Annotated in this window: 15 protein-coding genes; 1 reads left to right on the top strand and 14 read right to left on the bottom strand. The window is 64.3% G+C overall.

All coding sequences use genetic code 11. From position 1 onward, the window contains the following. Positions 1 to 119: 119 nt before the first annotated feature. The 11 genes from QYH69_RS15610 to QYH69_RS15560 form a co-directional block, all read right to left on the bottom strand. Entirely contained in the window at positions 120 to 761 is a 642-nt protein-coding gene (locus QYH69_RS15610; RefSeq protein ID WP_374992427.1) for a membrane integrity-associated transporter subunit PqiC, read from the bottom strand. Then, positions 761 to 2,380: an MlaD family protein gene (locus QYH69_RS15605; protein ID WP_308832766.1), complete on the bottom strand. Its 1,620-nt coding sequence runs from the start codon at positions 2,378 to 2,380 to the stop codon at positions 761 to 763. The genes QYH69_RS15610 and QYH69_RS15605 overlap by 1 nt, the downstream gene beginning before the upstream one ends. Continuing rightward, entirely contained in the window at positions 2,364 to 3,788 is a 1,425-nt protein-coding gene (locus QYH69_RS15600) for a PqiA/YebS family transporter subunit (protein WP_308832765.1), read from the bottom strand. The genes QYH69_RS15605 and QYH69_RS15600 overlap by 17 nt, the downstream gene beginning before the upstream one ends. Continuing rightward, positions 3,785 to 5,266, bottom strand: a complete 1,482-nt coding sequence (locus QYH69_RS15595) for an efflux transporter outer membrane subunit (RefSeq protein WP_308832764.1) — start codon at positions 5,264 to 5,266, stop codon at positions 3,785 to 3,787. The genes QYH69_RS15600 and QYH69_RS15595 overlap by 4 nt, the downstream gene beginning before the upstream one ends. A 1-nt stretch (position 5,267) precedes the next feature. Further along, positions 5,268 to 8,489 (bottom strand): multidrug efflux RND transporter permease subunit, encoded by a 3,222-nt coding sequence (locus QYH69_RS15590; RefSeq protein WP_308832763.1) that lies wholly within the window; start codon positions 8,487 to 8,489, stop codon positions 5,268 to 5,270. Then, on the bottom strand, positions 8,489 to 9,757 hold the full coding sequence (locus QYH69_RS15585) for an efflux RND transporter periplasmic adaptor subunit (protein WP_308832880.1): 1,269 nt from the start codon (positions 9,755 to 9,757) through the stop codon (positions 8,489 to 8,491). The genes QYH69_RS15590 and QYH69_RS15585 overlap by 1 nt, the downstream gene beginning before the upstream one ends. A gap of 79 nt (positions 9,758 to 9,836) precedes the next feature. After that, positions 9,837 to 10,334: a YMGG-like glycine zipper-containing protein gene (locus QYH69_RS15580; protein ID WP_308832762.1), complete on the bottom strand. Its 498-nt coding sequence runs from the start codon at positions 10,332 to 10,334 to the stop codon at positions 9,837 to 9,839. Between the two features lie 201 nt (positions 10,335 to 10,535). Beyond that, positions 10,536 to 10,922: a response regulator transcription factor gene (locus QYH69_RS15575; RefSeq protein WP_075157902.1), complete on the bottom strand. Its 387-nt coding sequence runs from the start codon at positions 10,920 to 10,922 to the stop codon at positions 10,536 to 10,538. Between the two features lie 184 nt (positions 10,923 to 11,106). Further along, the gene (locus QYH69_RS15570) at positions 11,107 to 11,796 is read right to left on the bottom strand and encodes a response regulator (protein WP_308832761.1); all 690 of its coding nucleotides are present in this window, start codon (positions 11,794 to 11,796) and stop codon (positions 11,107 to 11,109) included. Then, positions 11,793 to 13,193 carry an ATP-binding protein gene (locus tag QYH69_RS15565; protein WP_308832760.1) on the bottom strand — a complete coding sequence of 467 codons (1,401 nt, stop codon included), beginning with the start codon at positions 13,191 to 13,193 and terminating at the stop codon, positions 11,793 to 11,795. Before QYH69_RS15565 ends, QYH69_RS15570 begins: the two co-directional genes overlap by 4 nt. A gap of 490 nt (positions 13,194 to 13,683) precedes the next feature. Continuing rightward, a complete protein-coding gene (locus QYH69_RS15560) occupies positions 13,684 to 15,960 on the bottom strand; it encodes a PAS domain S-box protein (protein WP_308832759.1) in 2,277 nt (758 codons plus the stop codon). Positions 15,961 to 16,230: 270 nt separating this feature from the next. Between QYH69_RS15560 and QYH69_RS15555 the strand changes: the two genes are divergently transcribed. Further along, positions 16,231 to 17,079, top strand: coding sequence for an AraC family transcriptional regulator (locus tag QYH69_RS15555; protein WP_308832758.1), 849 nt, complete (start codon positions 16,231 to 16,233; stop codon positions 17,077 to 17,079). Positions 17,080 to 17,099: 20 nt separating this feature from the next. Here QYH69_RS15555 and QYH69_RS15550 read toward each other — a convergent pair whose 3' ends face one another. From QYH69_RS15550 to QYH69_RS15540, 3 genes are read right to left on the bottom strand one after another with little or no spacing between them, the layout of a single operon-like run. Beyond that, positions 17,100 to 17,699 (bottom strand): LysE family translocator, encoded by a 600-nt coding sequence (locus tag QYH69_RS15550; protein WP_308832757.1) that lies wholly within the window; start codon positions 17,697 to 17,699, stop codon positions 17,100 to 17,102. A 22-nt stretch (positions 17,700 to 17,721) separates the two neighbouring features. Continuing rightward, positions 17,722 to 19,362 carry an ABC transporter substrate-binding protein gene (locus QYH69_RS15545; RefSeq protein ID WP_308832756.1) on the bottom strand — a complete coding sequence of 547 codons (1,641 nt, stop codon included), beginning with the start codon at positions 19,360 to 19,362 and terminating at the stop codon, positions 17,722 to 17,724. Then, the gene (locus QYH69_RS15540) at positions 19,359 to 20,141 is read right to left on the bottom strand and encodes a hypothetical protein (protein ID WP_308832755.1); all 783 of its coding nucleotides are present in this window, start codon (positions 20,139 to 20,141) and stop codon (positions 19,359 to 19,361) included. The genes QYH69_RS15545 and QYH69_RS15540 overlap by 4 nt, the downstream gene beginning before the upstream one ends. Between the last annotated feature and the right edge of the window lie 12 nt (positions 20,142 to 20,153).

The following is a 20,153-nucleotide window of genomic DNA, read 5'->3' as shown; positions in this document are numbered from 1 at the left end:
CGCATCGCGCTCGAGGACTGCTCGTGAACAACGTCGGGACGGCGTGGAAACCGCTTCGTGAACCGCTGGCGACGACGGCGGGCGCGCGAACGCATGAGCCGCAGGCGCCCTCCCGCACATCAGGATGGCGATGCGCTGCGAATCGCCGCCGCGATGTCGCGGCTGACCGCCCCGAGCGCGCGGCTATATGCGGCGACGGCCGCGTCGTTGCTGGCTGTCGGGACGGGCTCGCGCGCCACCGTGCGCCCTGTGATGGGCAGCGGCTTTCCCGGCACGCGCACGACCCATTGCGCGTCGACCGTGACCGCGTCGCCGGGCACCGAGTCGAAGCGTACGATGTCGACGCGCACACGCGACGCTTCGCGCGCGAACGACGCCTGCGCGGCCACCGATACCTGGCCGGTGCCGAGCAACCGTTCGAGGTCGGCCGCGATCGTGCGCGCGATGCCGCTTTTCAACGGCTCGCCCCAGCGCGCGAATTCGTCGAGCGCGACTTCGTTGTCGGACACGCGCGTGACGATCTGCGGCCGGTCGATCAGCTCCGGAACCGTCACCGGCCCCACGACGACGGTGGTCTGCATGGGCGCGCCCGCTGTCTTGAGCGTGGCATCGGGACTCAGCGTATAGAAAGACGAATTCGGCGATTTGCAGCCGGCGAGCGCGAACAGCACGACAGGCACGGCGAACGCCGCGCGCCAGAGCGGCGCCGCACAGGTGCGGGCCGCCGTTGCGGCATCACTACGCATGCGCATCGAAGGCATCACTTTTTGTCCTCCGTTTTGCCCCGGAGCAATGCCTCCGGATGCCGTTCGAGATACTCGGCAAGCGAGCGCAGCGACGCAGCCGTGCGCGACAGCTCGCGAATCGCATCGGCCGTGTCCTGCTGCAGCGCGGACTCGGGCTGCAGCGCGGAATTGGCCGAGTCGAGCGTCGTGCGCGCTGCGGTCAGCGTGTCGCGCGCCTGCGGCACCAGTTCGCTATCGAAGCTGCGCAGCAGCGCATCGGCACGCGCAAGCGTCTGCTTCGCGTTATTGCCGATCGCTTCGAACGGGATCTTGTTCATGCGCGCAATCAGATCGGTGATCGATTCCTGCAGCGACTGCAGCCCGCTCGACACGGTCGGCAGCTCGGGCGGGGTGTGCTCCCAGTCGACCTGCGCCTTCGGTGCATTCGGGAAGAAATCGAGCGCGACATACAGCTGGCCGGTGATCAGGCTGCCCGTCTTCAGTTGACCGCGCAGGCCCCGCGACACGAGGAGCTCGGCCATCTCGCGCGGCGAGCGCGACAGCCTGCCGCCGCGCGGTTCATTCGCGAAACGCGACGTGAAGCGCTCCGGATAGAGCCGGATGGTCACCGGAATGCTGAACTGCTTAGTGACCGGATCGTAACGCGTGTTGATCGCCGCCACCTCGCCGATCGGAATGCCGCGGAATTCGACCGGCGCACCGACCACGAGCCCGCGCACCGACTCCTTGAAATTGAACACGTAGGTCTCGACGATGCGATCGTGCTGCTTCATCGCTTCGGCACGATCGGTGAAGAGTTCGAAGGTCGTCCTGGCGGGCGCCTGCGGCTCGTCGTCGGGCGTGCCCGGCGGTGTCTGGAAGGCAAGGCCGCCGACCACGATCGACACCAGCGACTGCGTATTGACCTTCACGCCTTCGGTGCTCAGCGATACGTCTACGCCGCTTGCATGCCAGAAGCGCGTGTCCGCGACGACGAACCTGTCGTACGGCGCATTGATGAATACGCGCATCGTGATGCCTTTGCCGTTCGGATCCAGTTCATACGACGTCACCTGCCCGACCTGCAGCCGGCGGAAGAAGATCGGCGTGCCGGTGGCGACCGAGCCGAGGTCTTCGCTCTTCAGCACATACTCGCGGCCCGGCACGTCGCTCGCGATGACGGGCGGCGTTTCGAGGCCGACATAGTCGTGCCGGACGCGCGCGGTGCTGCCGATATCCATGCCGATATACGCACCGGAGAGCAGCGTGCCGATACCCGATACCGTGCCGCCCGAGATGCGCGGGCGCACGACCCAGAAGCGCGTGTCGTCGACCAGCATCTTCGATGCATCGCGCGACAGCTCGGCCGTTGCAATCACGCGCGAATAGTCCTTCGAAAGCGCGACGCTTTTCACGACGCCGATATCGACATCCTTGAACTTGATCTTCGTCTTGCCGGCCTCGAGGCCATCGCCGGTCTTGAAGCTGATCGTGATGGTCGGCCCTTGCTGCAGGATCGCCTGCGCGGCAATCCAGACGCCGACCAGCACCGCGACCACGGGCACGAGCCAGATCCACTGGACGCGCCAGCGCGAACGCGTCACGGGGACCGCGTCGGGCAGATCGGGCGGCGCAGAATCAGGAGGACGTGCCATGAGTAATTTGCCCCGTATCCCAGGTGAGCCGCGGATCGAACGACATCGCGGCAAACATCGTCAATACGACGACCGCGCCAAACGCGATCGCCGCGGGACCCGCGGTAATCGTCGCGAGCGCATTGAACTGCACGAGTGCGGTGAGGATCGCGATCACGTAGATGTCGAGCATCGACCAGCGGCCGACCATTTCGACGGCCCGGTAGATCCGCGCACGCTGCACCGGCTGCCAGCGCGAGCGCAGGTTCGCCGACGCGGCGAGAAATCCGATCGCGAGAATCTTCAGCATCGGCACCGCGATGCTCGCGATGAACACGAGCACCGCGAGCGGCCATGAACCGGACGTCCACAGGTAGACGACGCCGCTCATGATCGTGTCCTTCTGCGCGCCGAACAGCGAGCTGGTGTGCATGACGGGCAACAGGTTCGCCGGCAGATACAGCACGAGCGCGGCGAGCAGCAGCGCCCAGGTGCGCGCGAGGCTGTTCGGCTTGCGCAGATGCAGGCGGCTGCCGCAGCGCGTGCAGCGCAAAGCGTGCCGATGGGCGCCGTCGTCCGCTTCGGTGAGCGGCGCGGACAACAGCCCGCAGTCGTGGCATACGCAGCGCAGGCAACCGGCGGCGGTCGGCGCCGAAAACGACGCGGACGCAGTCGAAGACGCGGGCCAAATCGCGGATGAATGCGCGGCCGCGCGCACGGCCGGCGCAGCCGCAGCTTCGGCGGCGGCACGCCGCGCGACATCGGGCGGCCCTTCGAGCCGCGCCCATAACTCGCGCGGATCGAAGGCGGCGGCCGCCGCGGCAAGCAACAGCATCAGCGCCCCGAACGACCACAACGCAATATCGGGAACCACGCTCGCGATATGCGCAAGCTTCACGAGCGCAACGAGCAGGCCGAGAATCAGCACCTCGGTCATACCCCACGATTGCGCGACATGCAGCAGCCGGAACACGAGATCGGCGCGATACGGACGGCGTCCGAGCCGCAACGGCAGCAGCAGCCAGACGATGCCCAACGCCTGCAGCAGCGGCATCAGCAGCGTCGTGACGAAGATCAGCGCGGCAAGCGGCCACATGCCGTCGCGATACAGCACGCGAACCGAGCCGAACAGCGTGGTCTCGACGAGATCGCCGTTGACGGACAGCCCGACGATCGGGAATGCGTTCGCAAGGGCAAACAGCGCAAGCGCCGCCAGCGCATACGCGAGCGGGCGGTCGAGACCGCCCGTTTGGCGCCGGTAAAGCGCCGCGCGACAGCGGCAACAGCGCAGCACGCCATTGACGGGCACCGGCCGCTCGCGCTGCAGCAGATCGCACTCGTGGCAGGCGATCACGCGCTCGACGCCGCCTGCGTCACCGGCATCGCGGGCGTAGTTCGCACCATGAACGCCCCCGTACGCGGAGCTCATTTGACGTTCTCCACGGGCGTATCGCCGGGAACGGGCTGCGCATCGGTGCGCGACGACTGTTGCGTCGTCATCTTTTCCGCGTCGACGACCCAGCCGCCGCCCATCGCCTTGTACAGCGACACGTACGACGTCAGCACGGACTGCTGCGTCTGCGTCTGGCTCAGTTCCGCGTTGAACAGGCTGCGCTCCGCGTCGAGCACCTCGATGTAGCTCGTGTAGCCGCCTTCGTATCGCAGCCGCGCCATGCGCGAGTATGTGCGCAGCGCGTCGACCTGGCGCCCTTGCGCGACGTACTGCTCACGCAGTTTTTGCGACGCGATCAGCGCATCGTCCACTTCCTGGAACGCGGTCTGGATCGCCTTCTGATACGTGTATAGCGCCTGTTGCTGCTGCGCCTCGGCCTGCTTGACCTGGCCTTTGATGTTGCCGCCGGTGAAGATCGGCTGCGTGACGGTCCCGGCAAACGCCCATATTTTCGACGGCCCGGTGAAAAGGTTCGAGAACTGGCTGCTCTCGGTGCCGAGCAGACCGGTCAGCGAGATCTGCGGGAAGTACAAGGCGCGCGCGGCGCCGATCAACGCGTTCGCGGCGACCAGATCCTGCTCGGCCTGGCGCAGATCCGGACGGCGCTGCAGCAGGTCGGACGGCAGGCCCGCCGGCACTGCCGGCGTGCCGAGCGCCGCGAGATTGCGGCCGCGCAGGATCGGCCCCGGGTTGTGGCCGAGCAGCACCGAAAGCGCGTCCTCCTGCTGGGCGATCTGCGCTTCGAGCTGCGGAATGACCGCAGCCGACGCCTCGTATTCGGACTGGCTCTGCGCAAGCTCCATTTGCGACACCTCGCCGGCATCGAAGCGAAGCTGGAACACGTGCACCGATTCCGCGCGGCTTTCCGTGGTCGCCTTCGCGATCTCGAGCTGCCGGTCGAAGCTCAGCAGCGCGATGTACGACGACGCCACCGACGCAACCAGCGACAGGATCGTCGCGCGCCGCCCTTCCTCGGTGGACAGCAGACTGGCGCGCGCCGATTCCGTCAGGCGCCGGTTGCGCCCGAACAGATCGATTTCCCACGACGCGTTCAGTTGCGCCTGGAAGTCGTTGAAGATCGCGCCGTTCGAGAACACGGGCGTCGGACCAACCTGCGTGACGCGCTCGCGCGCCGCGCTGAAGCCCGCGCCGACTTGCGGCAGCAGTGCCGAGCGCGTGCTCCAGAACTGCCCGAGAAACTGCTCGACACGTGCGGCGGCGACCTTCACGTCCTTGTTGTCGGCAAGCGCCGTGGCGATCAGGTCGTCGAGCACCGGATCGTCGAACTGCCTCCACCATTCGGTGTTCGCCAGGTCCTGGGCTTCGCCTTCCTGGAAGCGGAAGGTGGCTGGCGTGTCGATCGCAGGGCGTTGATAGTTCGGGCCGAGCAGACAGCCGGTCAGACTGAATGCGAGCATCGATGCCGTCGCGAGTGAGCGTAGCGAGCGTTGCATGTCATTCATCCTCGCGACGGGCCGACGGCGTCACATGTGGGCCGCCCGGTCCGGGCGCCGGCGCGGACGGCGGCGCATCGCCGGCCGAGCCCGGCTTCGTCTTCTTCCCTTTGCGCCTGTCGGACCAGGTCTCCAGCACATAGAAGAACATCGGGATGAAGAACACCGCGATCGCTGTCGCGCCGAGCATCCCGCCGATCACGCCGGTGCCGATCGAATGCCGGCTGTTTGCCGATGCGCCGGTTGCGATCGCGAGCGGCACGCAGCCGAGAATGAACGCGAGCGAAGTCATCACGATCGGGCGCAGCCGCTCCTCGGCCGCATGCATCGTCGCATCGAACACGGACTTGCCGGATTGCCGGTTCAGCACGGCGAACTCGAAGATCAGAATGGCATTCTTCGCCGCGAGCGCGACGAGCATCGTCAGGCCGATCTGGAAATACACGTCGTTGTTCAGGCCGCGCAGCAGGATCGCGAGCAGCGCGCCGAAAATCGCGAACGGCACCGCCATCAGCACGCCGAACGGCAGGTTCCACTTCTCGTACTGCGCGGCGAGGATCAGGAACACCATCACGAGACCGAATACAAACACGAGCCCCGACGTGCCGCCCGACTGCTTCGCTTCATACGCCTCGCCGCTCCATGCGAGCGCATAGTCTTGCGGCATCTGCGCGCCGATTTCCTCGAGCGTCTGGATCACCTGCCCCGAGCTGTAGCCCGGCGCCGCATTCGTCGTGATCTTGACGGCCGGATAATTGTTAAAGCGCGTGACGAGGTCCGGACCGGTGACGTACTTGTACGTGACGACCGACTTCAACGGCACCATATCGCCGGAATTGCTGCGCACGAATACCTGCGTCAGATCGTCCGGCCTCAGGCGATACTGCGGTTCGGCCTGCAGAATCACCTGCCACAGCCGGCTGTTGCGATTGAACTGCGAAACGTAGAGCGAGCCGAACATCGTCTGCATCGTGCTATACACGGCTTCGACCGGCACGCCGAGCGTCGTCGCCTTGTCGCGGTCGACGTTGACGAGCAATTGCTGCGACGACGCGTTGAACGTCGATGTGACGCCGGACAGCTCGGGGCGCTTCTTCGCCTTTTCGACGAATTCCTCGACCACCGCCGCATACTGCGCGACGGATGCATCGCCCTTGCTCTGGATCCACACCTCCGTGCCGCCGGTCGTACCGAGACCCGGAATCGCAGGCGGATTGAGCGGCACGATGATGCCCTGCTTCACCTGCGACAGTGCTTTGTACGCATCGACGAGCACCGCCCGCGCGTTCTGCGTGCGAATGTTCGCCGACGTATAGCGTTCGTCGAACGACTTGAAGCCGATAAAGAACGTCGACGCGTTGTTCTTGTTCTGGCTATCGAGCAGGCTGTAGCCGTCGACGGTGGTCACGCTGTCGACCGCCGGCTGCCTCATGAAGTATTCCGTCACATCGTCCGACACGAGCCCGGTGCGATCGAGGCTCGCCGCGTCGGGCATGATCACGGCGCCTAGCAGATAGCCCTGGTCTTCGGGCGGCAGAAACGCGCCCGGTATGGTGCGCATCATCCATACGGCAAGCGCGATCATGCCCGCGAAGATCAGCAGGCCGATCGCAAAGCGCTTGATCATCAGCCGCACGGCGCGCGTGTAGCCGGCCGTCATGCGCGCGAACTGCCTGTCGAACCAGCGGAAGAAGCCGCGCTTTTCGCCGTGGCCGGGCTTGAGCAGCAGCGCCGCGAGCGCCGGCGACAGCGTCAGCGCGACGAGTCCCGAGATCACCACCGAGATCGCGATCGTAATGGCGAACTGCTTGTACATCTGGCCGGTAATGCCACCGATAAACGCAACCGGTACGAACACCGCGCACAGCACGAGCACAATCGCGACCACCGGACCCGCCACTTCGTCCATCGCGTGCTTCGCCGCGGTTTTCGGGTCGAGCTTGAGCACGGTCATATTGCGCTCGACGTTTTCGATCACGACGATCGCATCGTCGACCACGATACCGATCGCGAGCACCATGCCGAACAGCGTCAGCATGTTGATCGAGAAGCCCAGCGCGGCCATGCCCATGAACGTGCCGACGATCGACACCGGCACCGCGAGCACCGGAATCAGTGTCGCGCGCAGGCTCTGCAGGAACACGAACACGACGATCACGACCAGCACGACCGCTTCGAAGAACGTATGGACCACGTCGGTAATCGATGCGCGCGTGAACTCGGTCGTGTCCATCGCGATCTTGTAGTCGATCCCTTCGGGAAACGACTTCTTCATGTCCTCGAGCGTCTTGCGCACCGCCTTCGATACGTCGAGCGCATTCGCGCCAGGCTGCTGGTAGACGGCAATCACGGTCGCGGGCTTGCCCTGGAAGCGGCTGCGGATCGAATAATCCTTCTGCCCGAGCTCGGCGCGGCCGATGTCCTTCAGCCGCACGATCGCGGCGCCGCCGCTTTGCGCGCGGATGATGATGTTCTCGAACTCGGACGGTTCGGTGAGCCGCCCGGTGGTCGTCACCGCGAACGACTGCTCGACCGCGTTGCCCGTCGGCGACTGGCCGAGGCGGCCAACCGCGTATTGCTGATTCTGGTTCGCCACCGCGTGCTGCACATCGGCTGCGGTGATGCCCAGTTGCGCCATGCGGTCCGGCCGCAGCCAGATCCGCATCGCATAGTCGGGCGTGCCGAAGATGCTCGACTGGTTCGCACCCGGAATGCGCTTTAACGCATCGAGCACGTAGATGTTCGCGTAGTTGGCGATATAGGTCGAATCGTAGCGTTCGGTCGGCGAATAGATCGCGATCACCATCATGAACGCCTGCGACTTCTTCTGTACCGACACGCCCTGTGCCTGCACCGATTCCGGCAATTGCGGCAACGCGAGATTCACGCGGTTCTGCACGTCGACCTGCGCGAGTTCCGGGTTCGTGCCGATCTCGAAGTAGCAGTTGACCGTCAGATTGCCGGTCGACGAGCTCGACGAACTCATGTAAATCATGTTGTCCGCGCCGTTGACCTGCTGCTCGATCGGCGCGGCGACGTTGTTCGCGACCACGTCCGCGCTCGCGCCCGGATAGGTCGCGGTCACTGTGATTTGCGGCGGCGTGATGTCCGGATATTGCGCGATCGGCAGCGAGAGCATCGTGAGCGCGCCGCCGAGCGTGATGATGATCGAAATGACCGACGCGAAGATCGGCCGGTCGATGCAGAAGTGGGAGATGTTCATCAGCTCGCTCCCGGGCCCGACGCTGCCGATCCTGCCGATGCGGGCATGCCGGCCGCGGGTGCGCTGGCCGGCGGCTTACCCGGCTTGACGCCCGCGGGCGTCGTCGGCGCAGGCAGATTGCTCGGCGGCGCGGTGCCGGTGACCTTGATCGTCGAGTCCGAGGTTACGCGGATCGCGCCGTCGACGACGACGCGCTCGCCGTTGCGCAGGCCATCGGTGATAAACCAGTCGTCGCCGTGCCAGTCGCCGACATCGACGATGCGCTGATGCGGCTTCGATTCGTTATCGAGCACCCAGACAAAGTGGCTCTTCGCACCCTGCAGCACCGCACGCTGCGGCACGAGAATCGCATTCGGCCGCACCGCGCCGGACACCAGCGCGCGCACGAACTGTCCCGGACGCAACACGCCTTTCGGATTCGAAAATACCGCGCGCACGAGGAAGGTGCCGGTCTCCGAGCTGAACGCCGGGTTCGTGAAATCGATACGGCCGCGCTCGGGATACGTCGAACCGTCGGCCAGGATCACGGTCACGTCGAATCGGTTTTCCGGCGGAAAGCGCAGTTGCCCCTTTGCGATCTCCTCGCGATAGCGCAGCAGTTCGTTTTCGGAGATGCTGAAATTCACCCACATCGGATCGAGCTGATACACGTAGGTCAGCAAGCCGCCCTGGGTCGGCGTCACATAGCTGCCCTCCTGCTGGCGCGCATAGCTCGACAGGCCGAGCAGCGGCGACTTGATGATCGTGTAGCTGAGGTTCAGCTCGGCGGTCTGCACCTGCCCCTTCGCGGCGATCACCGCCGCTTCCGCTTCCTTCTCGTTGCCGACCGCGTCGTCCAGATCCTTTTTGCTCAATGCGTTTTGCGCGGCGAGCGGCACCACGCGGGCGAGGTTCGCCTTCGTGACCGTGAGCCGCGCCTGCTGCTGCGCAAGCTCGCCCTTGGCGGTCTGCAACGCTGCTTCGAACGGCCTGCGGTCCATGATGAACATCGTCTGGCCCGCCTTCACGAGCGAGCCTTCGGTGTACATGCGCTTGTCGAGGAAGCCATCGACACGTGCGCGGATCTCGACTTCGCGCGAACTTTCGGTCTGCGCGGTGAACTCGAAATCGACGGGCGTCGCCTTCTGTTCGACCGTGACGGTCGTCACGTCGACGGGCGGCCGTTGCGCCTCCGGGGGTGCCTTCCTGCAGGCGCCGAGCAACACGAGAGCCGCAGCGAACGGCAACCACCAGCAAGCGCGCCGGCCGCCCGACACGGCGCGCGACATCCGCTCATCGCGCTCAAACGATCGATTCATTATGTTTGCTCCGTCTGATCGTTACGCTCATTGATTGACTCGCGAAACGTCACTGAATGGTGTAGCCGCGTCCCGACATGCATGCCGACAATGCCCGGTTGTAAGTGGCGAGCTGCTGCGATGCCTGTTGTTGCGTCGCCTGCTGTTGTTGCTGTTGAGACTGCGCCTGACGGCGCTGGCGGATGCCGCCGCCGACCGCGCCGCCCGCCGCGCCGATCGCGGCGCCCTTGCCCGCATCGCCCGCTATCGCACCGACCGCAGCGCCCACGGCGGCGCCGCCTGCCGCACCGCGCACGCGCCCGCCGCTGGGCTGCTGCGCCGGCGTCTGATTGGCCGCGTGTTGCGCCAAAGCGGCCGGGTCGACGCCGGTGTTCTGTTTAGCCCACGCCTCGCACTGCCCCATGTCGCTTGCCTGCTGCTGGGCGCTTTGCCCCTTCGCGGGGTAGATGATCGGTTGCTGCGCCGCTGCCGGGAATATCACCGCAACCGCGACGAACGCGAGCACGGAAGCGCTCAGCACAGGCGAGATCCGCACTGCTGGTTTCATGTCTGCCAATCCTCATTCGATGACCTGTTGGCGGCACCGCTGTGCTCGCCGCCAATGCGCGGCGCGCGGGCACGCCTTGACGCTTGCCGTCTCAAAAGGGGCAAGTTCCGATGCTGTCAATATTGGAAGTCGCCCTCTTCGAAGACAATTGGACCTTGGTCCAATAGCTCGTGTGGCTTGTGCGGGAAGGCAGGTGGCGCGTCAGCGCGGCACCTCGATATCGAGCGCCGAGCAGACGGTGCGGATGAACAGCGCGTCGTTGAACGGCTTGCGCAGATAGGCGACGGCGCCGGCGGCAAGCGCTTCGTCGCGCACGCCGGCGTCGTCGTGCGCGGTGATGAAAATAACGGGCACGGCAAGTCCGGCCAGTCGCCGCTGGACCTCGAGTCCGTTCGAACCGGGCATCTGAACATCGAGAATCACGCAATCGGGACGATACGAGGGCATGGACGACAACGTGTCCAGAAATTCATCGCCGCTCGCGAACGTGTCGGCCACGATCCCGACAGAGCGCAACAATCGTTTGATCGCCCGGCCCACCGATGCATCGTCGTCAACCACCACAACGAATGGTTTGGCAGCGCCCATTTTGAATAGTCCGGTGACCGGCAACGCGCATGCGACGTCTGCAAATGCGTTCCCTGCAATAGACTATGAGACGGCGTGCGCGAGCGATATTGGACCTTGGTCCCGTACAGCGCCGCGGATCTCCGATGAAGGCGCGACAGTCGACTATGCGCGGGGCGCGGGCAAGGCCGATGGGAGCAGGCGTTTAGTCGTGCGAAGGCTGATTGAACGCCGCGCCGGCGCGCGCGACCTTGTCGGCGACGCGCACGAGTTCCGCGAGCGAGTTGACCTCCATCTTTTGCATCACGCGCGCACGATGTGCCTTGACCGTCTTTTCGACGGTACCGAGTTCGCAGGCCACCTGCTTGTTGAGGCGCCCCATCACGACGAGTTCCATCACTTCGCGTTCCCGAGGCGTCAGGCGTTCGACGCGGCTCTGCAGTTCCCGCAACTCGCGCAGGCTTCGCAACGCATCGGTGGAGCGGACCAGCGCTTCGTCGATCGCGCGCAGCAGGTCGACGTCGCTCACGGGCTTGGTCAGGAAATCCGCGGCGCCGGCCTTGAGCGCGCCGACCGTCATCGCGATGTCGCCGTGCCCGGTGAGGAAAACGATCGGCAACGATGCCGGCAGTTCGCGCTGCAACTCGAGCCCGCTCAGGTCCGGCAGCTGTACGTCGAGCACCACACACGACGGAATGTCGGCGGCCGGACAGCGCTCGTCGCGCACGCACGACAGCGCCTGCGCGAGAAACTCGCGCGCCGACCCATAGGCGTCGACGCTGTAACCGGCCGAACGGATCAGCCGCGCGAGCGCGCGGCGCACACTCGCTTCGTCGTCGACGACGTAGACCATCGCGTCGTACGCGCCGATCTCGTTACGCACGTTGAACATCATGATTGTCGCGCCGTTTCCGGCCCGCTCCATGGCGGCAGCACGACGTAGAACGTCATGCCCCTGTCGCTATTGTTTTCGGCCCATAAACGGCCACGATGCATGTCGACGATCGAGCGGCTGATCGACAGGCCAAGACCGAGCCCCTGCGGTTTCGACGTGACGAACGGCTTGAAGATGCGTTCGAGCCGATCGACGGCGATTCCTTCTCCGCGGTCGCGAATCGCGATGCGCACATTGCCGTCGCGGTCGAGCCCGGCGAAGGCGCTGACGGCACGCTCGAGCGCATCGCAACCGCGCATCGCGTCGAACGCGTTGATCATCAGGTTCAGCACGACCTGCTGCAGCTGGATCCGGTCGCCACGCACGGGCGGCAAGTCGTCGTCGATATCGACCGACAGATGCACGCCGCGCACGATCGCGTCGCTGTGCACGAGTTGCGCGACATCGCGCAACACGTCGCCGGGATCGAGCCTCACGAATTGCAGCTCGTCCTTCTTCACGAATGCGCGGATGCGGCGAATCACTTCGCTCGCGCGGCAACTGTCGTCGACGATGTCCTTCAGGATCTCGCGCACTTCGATAAGCTCTGGCGGATCGAGATCGATAAAACGTTGCGCCGCCTGCACGTTGCTGAGGATCGCGGTCAACGGCTGATTCAGTTCGTGCGCGAGCGAGCCGGCCAGCTCGCCGAGTGTCGACACGCGCGTCAGATGCGCGAGCTGCTGGCGATCGCGCCTCAGTTCGTTGCGTTCGGTGCGGTCGGTGACGAACGCAAGCATGGCGATATGACTGCCGTAACGCAGCGTGCCCGCGGCGACCTCCACGGGAAACTCGCTGCCGTCACGGCGTTTCGCTCGCATTTCGCGTGCGACTTCGGCCGGTTGCGTACACGCAGGCATTGCCGCATGCGGCGGGTCGGTCCGCGCGTGCGCGGCATCGAGCAGATGCGGAACAAGCAACTCCGCCGCGAGGCCCGCGAGATCGCCGCGCCGGTACTGAAACAGCCGTTCGGCCTGCGTGTTCGCGCGCAGAATCCGGCCCTCGCCGTCGACGACGATCGCCGCAACCGGCGCTGGTTCGAGCGCGGCAAAGGAATCGCACAGATCGGGCGCCACGCTTCCCGAATCGCGTTGGAAGACCGCGCGCCACGCGCCCGCGAATCGCCGGGTCCGCTGCATGACGCGCCGCGCGCCGCTGCCGGCTCCCGCTCGCTGCTCCGTCTCGAGCCGCGTGATCGACGACAGATGAATGCACGATGCGGTTCCATCGAGCGGGATACCGGTGCGCGCAGGGGCCGACGGGTACAAGATCGGAGCCCGCGTCGAGGACAGCAGCGAGCCCAGAAAACGGTTGAGGCGCGAGACAGCATTCGCGACGGCAAAGAGAGCGATGTTCATGGCTTACGTACCTCGTCGACGCTCGCACAAGACAACCTGATTTGCCTGACTGATGATGCATAACGGCAGACGCATGTTGACGGCCGGAATCCGGACCCGTGCGATTGCCGCCGGCAACCGCCCGATGCATCGATCGCTTGAAACACTAACGACTTGAACAACTTTTTCTGATTGCGCTTAACTGGGAACGGTGGAATTTCGACCGATGCGCGTGCAACACAGCGCAATGTCGAGAATGTTCACTGTCGCGCAAGCGACAGCGTAGGCATTTACTTCGCTATTCGAATTGTTCAGGGAAAAATTTGCAACTTAATGCTAGGCACAAACCAGGCGTTAGTAAAGCGATTCTTATCCCTGATCGTTGACGATTACAAAGTTTCCCAAATATATCGGCGGTAGGAGAAAGCGCTAACGGCAAAGATTCGTATTTATTCTTAAATGGCCGTGCAATTTAACGGAGGATTCTTAATTTGGTATCGAATATGTCCGATCAGCGATTGGACGAGGGGCGCGACGCGCTCTCGAGCAATTCATCGAGCACCGACATTTCGAGTGGCTTCACGAGATGCGCATCGAAGCCAGCCGCAAGCGATTGTTCGCGGTCGCTCGACTGGCCGAAACCGGACATCGCGACAATACGTGTTAACGACAGCGTCGGGTTCGAGCGCAACTCGCGCAGCAAACCGAAACCGTCGACGTTCGGCATCGCGAGATCGGTCAGCACGAGTTGCGGCAGATATACCTTCGCTGCGGCGAGCGCGCTCTCGCCGTCGTACGCGACGCGTGCCACATGCCCTTTCATCTCGACCAGCACCGCGAGACTGTCCGCGGAGTCGCGGTTGTCGTCGACGATCAGCACGCGCAGCGCGGCGCGCGGCGCGCCCGCCGCCACGAGCGGCAACGCGTCGTCCTGGTCGTGCCCGGCGCCGGCCGCGAGCGGCAGCCGCACGGTGAACGTGCTGCCTTGTCCGCGCCCGGCGCTGGCGGCCTGGATCGCACCGCCATGCAGTTCGACAAGCGAGCGGCATAGCGTCAGACCGATGCCGAGACCGGTGTCGGTCGGATTCTGCGCGTGACCCTCCTGCATGAACAGATCGAAGATGGAACCAAGTGCGTTCTCAGGGATGCCGCGCCCCTGGTCTTTCACGCGCACGACGACCGCCCGCCGTTCGGTTCCGACATGAATCGAAATCTGTGTGCCGTTCGGCGAAAACTTCGACGCGTTGTTCAGCAGGTTCTGCAACACCTGCACGAGCCGCGTCAGATCGGCGCGCACCACGAGCGGCGTGGCCGGCATTACTACCCTGATGGTTTGCCCGCGCGCGTCGGTGAATGGCCGCGCGGCCTCGACACTGCGCGCGACGACCTCCTGCATCTCGACCGCCGCCGTGCGTAGCTCGATCTTGCCGGTCGTGATGCGCCCGATGTCGAGCAGATCGTCGACGAGCCGCGTCAGATGGCCGATTTGCCGGTCGATCACGTCGCGGCATTGGCGCAGCAGCGGATCGGCATTCGGGGCGAGCTGCATCGCGCTGACGGCGTTGCGCACCGGCGCGAGCGGATTGCGCAGTTCGTGCGCGAGCGTCGCCAGAAATTCGCTCATGCGGCGACTCGACACCTCGAGTTCCTCGAGGCGCTTGCGTTCGCTCATGTCGCGCGTCACCTTCGCGAAGCCAAGCAGCCGCCCGGCGCTGTCGCGCACCGCGGTAATCACGACATTGGCCCAGAACATCGAGCCGTCCTTGCGCACGCGCCAGCCTTCGTCTTCGATGCGGCCGAAGCGCGCCGCGATCTCGAGTTCGCGCTGCGGTTTCAGAGCGGCATTGTCGTCGGCGCTGTAGAACACCGAGATCGGGCGACCGAGGATTTCCTCGCGCCGGTACCCCTTGATCTGCATCGCGCCCGCGTTCCACGTCGCGACGTTGCCGTCCGCGTCGAGCATGAAGATCGCATAATCCTTGACCGACTCGACCATCAGGCGAAAGCGCTCTTCGCTCTGGCGCAGCTTTTCTTCTTCCGCGCGCCGCGTGGTCAGGTCGCGGGTGACCTTCGCGAAGCCGCGCAGCCTTCCGTCCGCGCCGCGCAGCGCGGTAATCACGACATTGGCCCAGAACTTCGTGCCGTCCTTGCGGATGCGCCAGCCTTCGTCCTCGACGCGGCCGTACTGCTCGGCCAGCACGAGTTCGCGCTCGGGCTTGCCGGAAGCCTTGTCTTCTGCTGGATAAAACGTCGAAAAGTGCCGTCCGACGATTTCATCGGGCCGGTAGCCCTTGATATGCTGCGCGCCGGCATTCCAGCTCATCACGCGGCCGCCGCGGTCGAGCATGAAGATCGCATAGTCCTGGATGTCCTGGACGATCTGCGCGAAACGCTCGGAGCTTGCGTCGATCAATTGCACATCATTGGAGGCGTCGGTCGTGGGGCGCGCGGTGAGCAGGCAGTTGAAGCCGACCAGCGCGCCGGCTTCGTCCGATACCGAACTGATCGACACGCGGGCATGAATCGGCGCCCCATCGTTGCACCGCAACCGGCGCTCGCCTTCGATACGCCCCTGGTAAGCCGCGCCCTGCAGATCGCGGCGCGCAAGCACGTCGGCGGGAAGGCCGTCGTCGGCCGCGGCGCCCGCGTACAGGTATGACAGATGACGCCCGGCCATGGCGGCGTGCGCATGGCCCGTCAACCGCCCGGCGGCGGCGTTCCAGCCGATCACGACGCCGTTGCGATCGAGGATCGCAAGCGCACAATGATCGTTCCCTTCGACGAGCATCCTGTACGTTCCGTCATCCGTCGCCAGCGGCTCTGACGGCATCTGACGTTTGTCGCCGGCGACGACTAAGGCGGGTTTCCTGTCGCGGGTTGCCATGGGAATGTCTGCGCGGATTGCCTCTGATCGGAAGAATGCAGTCGAACCCTATCTTATGCCTTATACGGCCATAGACGGCATAGCGAGATTCAACCATCATGCGACCGCGAGTAGCAGAATGCATACCCGCCGGACTGCGACCGACGAGCCGGCCGCCGAATTGATGACATCGTCATGAAAGAGAATGTCGACACTTCAACGTTGCACGATGCGAAGGTTCCACGCTTCTGGCGCGACGACGCGTTCCCGTTCATCGAAGCGCGCGCGGTGCATGACGGACGAAGCGTCTGTTATGCAAAACATACGCACGAGACGTTTTCGATCGGGGTGATTACGCAAGGCATGTGCACCTACATCAACGAGCGTCTGCGCGAACGGATCGGTGTCGGCAGCGTGGTCGTCATCAATCCCGGCGACGTGCACGCGTGCAATCCGCTTGGCCGCGAGGCATGGTCGTACCGGATGCTCTACGTGGACGTGCCGTGGCTCGCCGGGCTGCAGCATGAACTCGGCGTCGGCAAGGCGGCCGACTTCCGTGTGTTCTCGACGGCCTTGTCCCTGTGCGGCGAGCTATATCGCGGACTGAACCAGCTTCATACGCTGCTCACGAGCGAAACCGCCGACCCGCTTCGCAAGCACTGCGCGCTGCTCACCTATTTCGGCGAACTGCAGCGCCAGCTCGATCCGGCACCCGAATCCAGTTGCGAGCACAACTACAAGCTTGCGCGCGCAGCCGAATACATTCGCGAAAATTGCACGCGCGCACTGAAGCTCGACGAAATCTGCGCGGCCGCGGAACTGTCGGCTTCCTATCTGATTCGCGCGTTCAAGCGCTGCTATGGGATGACGCCGCACGTGTATCTGATCAACCGCCGCGTCGACTACTGCCGCACGCAATTGCGGCGCGGACGAACGATTGCCGAAGTGGCCATCGAAGCGGGATTCTCGGATCAGGCGCATTTGCAGCGTGTGTTCCGGCAGTTCATGGCGGCGACGCCGGGACAGTATCGCCGGCGTACCTGAGACGCCGCACGGGATGCGGTTCACGTCATTTGCTGCGTGACCTGCGCGTACATCAGATAGGCCGCCGTAGCGATCAGCATTACGCCCATCGTCAGGTTGAAGATGCGAATGCGCAAGCGGCTATGCAGCAACACCGCGACACGGTCGCCCAATACCGCCCACGCCGCGAGCGACAGATAGCAGACGAGGAAATACACGCTGATAAACGCGAGCAGCGTGGCATACGAGCTCGAGAACAGCGCGGCACCCGATGCGCAGGCGACCCACGCCTTCGGGTTCAGCCATTGCAGCAGAAAGCCCTCGACGAAGGTTGGCGTGCGTTGTCGCTCGACGCTGATTTCGGGCGGCGCCAGCGCGATGCGGTAGCCGACGTACACGATAAACGCCGCGCCGACGAGTTCGAGGTACATCAGAAAGACTGGATACGCGCTCACGAACTTCATGAGCCAGAAGCTGACGACGATCAGCAGCAGCGTAAAGCCGATCGTCGCACCGGAGACGAACGGTATCGTGCGTCTGAAGCCGTGATTGGCGCCCGACGAAACGATCACCATGTTCACCGGCCCCGGAGAAATCGACATCGTCAGCGAAAACACGCACATGGCGATGAACAGCGTCATTCGGTTCTCTCCATCACGTGGTTCAGAAGTCTTTCAGCGTCAGGTCGGCGAAGTAATCGACATCGAACGGATTCATCACATAGCCCGCCACCCTGGTGCTCATCAGCCGGAACACCGTCGAGTGAACGAGCGGCACGACCGGTTCGTCGTCGGCGAGCATCGCCAGCGCTCGCGCATAGAGATCGCTGCGCGCCCTGACGTCGGACGTCGCGCGCGCGTCGGTGATCAGGCGGTTGAAGTCGGCGTTGCAATAGCGCGCATTGTTCGACCCGCGCGTAACCGCATCGCAGCTGAAGAGCGTGTAGAGGAAGTTGTCGGGGTCGCCGTTGTCGCCGGACCAGCCCAGCTGCGCCATGTCGTGCTCGCCGCGTTTGACCCTGTTCAGATAGGTGGGCCAGTCGTAGGTGACCAGTTCCACCTTGATGCCGACGCGCGCGAGGTCCGCCTGCATCATCTCTCCCATCGTGCGGCCGTTCGGGTTGTACGGACGGCTGACCGGCAAGGTCCACAACGTAGCGCTGAAACCGCTCTTGTAGCCCGCTTCGGCGAGCAGCGCGCGCGCCTTGGCCGGGTCGTAAGGATAGGTTCGCACGCGATCCGTATATGACCAGAGCGTCGGCGGATACGGGTTGAAGGCCGGTTTCGCGTTGCCGAGAAAAATCGCGTCGATGTATGCCTGCCGGTTCAACGCATGCGCGACCGCGCGGCGCACGAGCACGTTGTTGAACGGCGGCTTCGCGGTGTTCATCGCGAGGTAGCCGACGTTGAGGCCCTCCTGCGCCTGCAAGATCAGACGGCTGTCCTTGCGAATGGCGGGCAGCGCCGCCGGCGGCGGCGCCACCGCGATCTGGCATTCGCCGCGCCGCACCTTCTGCACACGCACGCTGGCGTTGGGCGTGATCACGAACACCAGATGCGCGATGCCGGGCGCGCCTCGCCAGTACTGCGGATGCGCGTCGTAGCGGATCACGCTGTCTTTCACGTAACTGCGAAACGCGTACGGGCCCGTGCCGACTGGCTCGGTATCGATGTCTTCGGGACGGCCCTGCTCGAGAAGCCTGGCGCCGTATTCGGCTGACAGGATCGACATGAACGGCATCGCGAGGTCCGCAAGGAACGGCGCGTCGGGTCGCGACAGCACGATGCGCACCGTGTACGCATCGACGCGTTCGACCGACACGATCAGCGTATCCATGCCCATGCCCTGGAAGTACTGATAGTTGCCGCCGCCCATCCGGTGATACGGATGATCTGCCCTCCATTGCCGGTGCACGGAAAACAGGACGTCGTCCGCATTGAAGTCGCGCGTCGGCGTGAAGAACGCCGTTCGGTGAAACTTCACGCCACGCCGCAAGCGAAACAGATAGGTTTTCTGGTCCGCCGAGATCGACCAGCTTTCAGCCAGTGCGGGCACGATTTCCGTCGTGCCGGGCCGGAAGTCGACGAGCCGATCGTAGATCGTCGTCGCCGTCGCGTTGCGTGCCGTGCCGGACAGCATCAGTTGCGGATTCAACGATTCGGGGCTGCCCTCCGAACAGTAGACGAGCGTATCGGCCGATGTGGCATACGCGGCGCCGCAGGCACACGCCGCATGAAACACGCAGCAGGAAAACGCCGCGCGTCGCACGAGGTCGAGGCTACGAGAGGCTACGAACGACATCATGACCATAGCCCCAGACTGCCATCCTTCCTGAGCCCGATAAACGACGTCTGCGAAATGCGCTCTCCATCGGGCGTGCCGAAAATCTCGTGGAAGTTCTGCGTGTTGAAAATGATCAGATCGCCGACTGCCGGCATGACGCACAAGCGGTCGTCGCGTTCGAGCACGTCATACGGGAAGTAATATTCGCCAGGCACTTTGAGGCGTTCGTTGTGCGGCGTATGAACCGTGTCGTAAATCACGAGTTCGCCGCCGTGGCCTTGCATGCAGTAGTAGATGTTCCAGGTCAGCTGGCGCTGGATCTGCGTGACCGCCCACGGCTGACGGATATGGCTCGGCGCGTGATCGACATGCAGGCGTCCGTGGCCGCGAAAGCGCCTGAACGCGCCGGCGAAATACGGGCCGAAACCCGGCTCTTCGAATACATCGACTTGCCGGTTCGCGCACGCCGCGATCGTGTCGGCGACCATGCGTACCGGGTCGATGCCGAGGCCCTCGTACACCCGTCCGGTCGCTGCCTGTGCGTCCCGCGTCTTGCGAAAATACACAGATTTGTCGTCGTGCGCCCACTGGTTGTGACACACGCCGACGTGATGCACGGGAATATTGTTCAGATGCGCATAGTCGCCAAATTCCAGCTCGCGCAGGCGTGCGGCGACCCGCGAGCAGATGCCAGGCTGTACGAACCCCTCGACGATGATGCCCGGAATTCTGAAGTCGAGCAGCAAGTCGAGATTCGACTCGGTCAATTCGCATAGCTGACGGCGAATCCAATTGCCCATGTTGTTCTCCGT

This window comes from Paraburkholderia sp. SARCC-3016 (assembly GCF_031119615.1).
GTDB lineage: Bacteria > Pseudomonadota > Gammaproteobacteria > Burkholderiales > Burkholderiaceae > Paraburkholderia.
The sequence above is the reverse complement of the archived record's forward strand: the minus strand, read 5'-3'. Positions and strand labels throughout refer to the sequence as shown.

Excerpts from the sequence above, each read along its gene's own strand:
- QYH69_RS15560 (WP_308832759.1), bottom strand. The coding sequence starts at position 15,960 with ATGCTCGTCGAAGGGAACGATCATTGTGCGCTTGCGATCCTCGATCGC.
- QYH69_RS15545 (WP_308832756.1), bottom strand. The coding sequence starts at position 19,362 with ATGATGTCGTTCGTAGCCTCTCGTAGCCTCGACCTCGTGCGACGCGCG.
- QYH69_RS15540 (WP_308832755.1), bottom strand. The coding sequence starts at position 20,141 with ATGGGCAATTGGATTCGCCGTCAGCTATGCGAATTGACCGAGTCGAAT.
- QYH69_RS15595 (WP_308832764.1), bottom strand. The coding sequence starts at position 5,266 with ATGCAACGCTCGCTACGCTCACTCGCGACGGCATCGATGCTCGCATTC.
- QYH69_RS15565 (WP_308832760.1), bottom strand. The coding sequence starts at position 13,193 with ATGAACATCGCTCTCTTTGCCGTCGCGAATGCTGTCTCGCGCCTCAAC.
- QYH69_RS15580 (WP_308832762.1), bottom strand. The coding sequence starts at position 10,334 with ATGAAACCAGCAGTGCGGATCTCGCCTGTGCTGAGCGCTTCCGTGCTC.
- QYH69_RS15585 (WP_308832880.1), bottom strand. The coding sequence starts at position 9,757 with ATGTCGCGCGCCGTGTCGGGCGGCCGGCGCGCTTGCTGGTGGTTGCCG.
- QYH69_RS15605 (WP_308832766.1), bottom strand. The coding sequence starts at position 2,380 with ATGGCACGTCCTCCTGATTCTGCGCCGCCCGATCTGCCCGACGCGGTC.
- QYH69_RS15555 (WP_308832758.1), top strand. The coding sequence starts at position 16,231 with ATGAAAGAGAATGTCGACACTTCAACGTTGCACGATGCGAAGGTTCCA.
- QYH69_RS15550 (WP_308832757.1), bottom strand. The coding sequence starts at position 17,699 with ATGACGCTGTTCATCGCCATGTGCGTGTTTTCGCTGACGATGTCGATT.
- QYH69_RS15590 (WP_308832763.1), bottom strand. The coding sequence starts at position 8,489 with ATGAACATCTCCCACTTCTGCATCGACCGGCCGATCTTCGCGTCGGTC.
- QYH69_RS15575 (WP_075157902.1), bottom strand. The coding sequence starts at position 10,922 with ATGGGCGCTGCCAAACCATTCGTTGTGGTGGTTGACGACGATGCATCG.
- QYH69_RS15600 (WP_308832765.1), bottom strand. The coding sequence starts at position 3,788 with ATGAGCTCCGCGTACGGGGGCGTTCATGGTGCGAACTACGCCCGCGAT.
- QYH69_RS15570 (WP_308832761.1), bottom strand. The coding sequence starts at position 11,796 with ATGATGTTCAACGTGCGTAACGAGATCGGCGCGTACGACGCGATGGTC.
- QYH69_RS15610 (WP_374992427.1), bottom strand. The coding sequence starts at position 761 with ATGCCTTCGATGCGCATGCGTAGTGATGCCGCAACGGCGGCCCGCACC.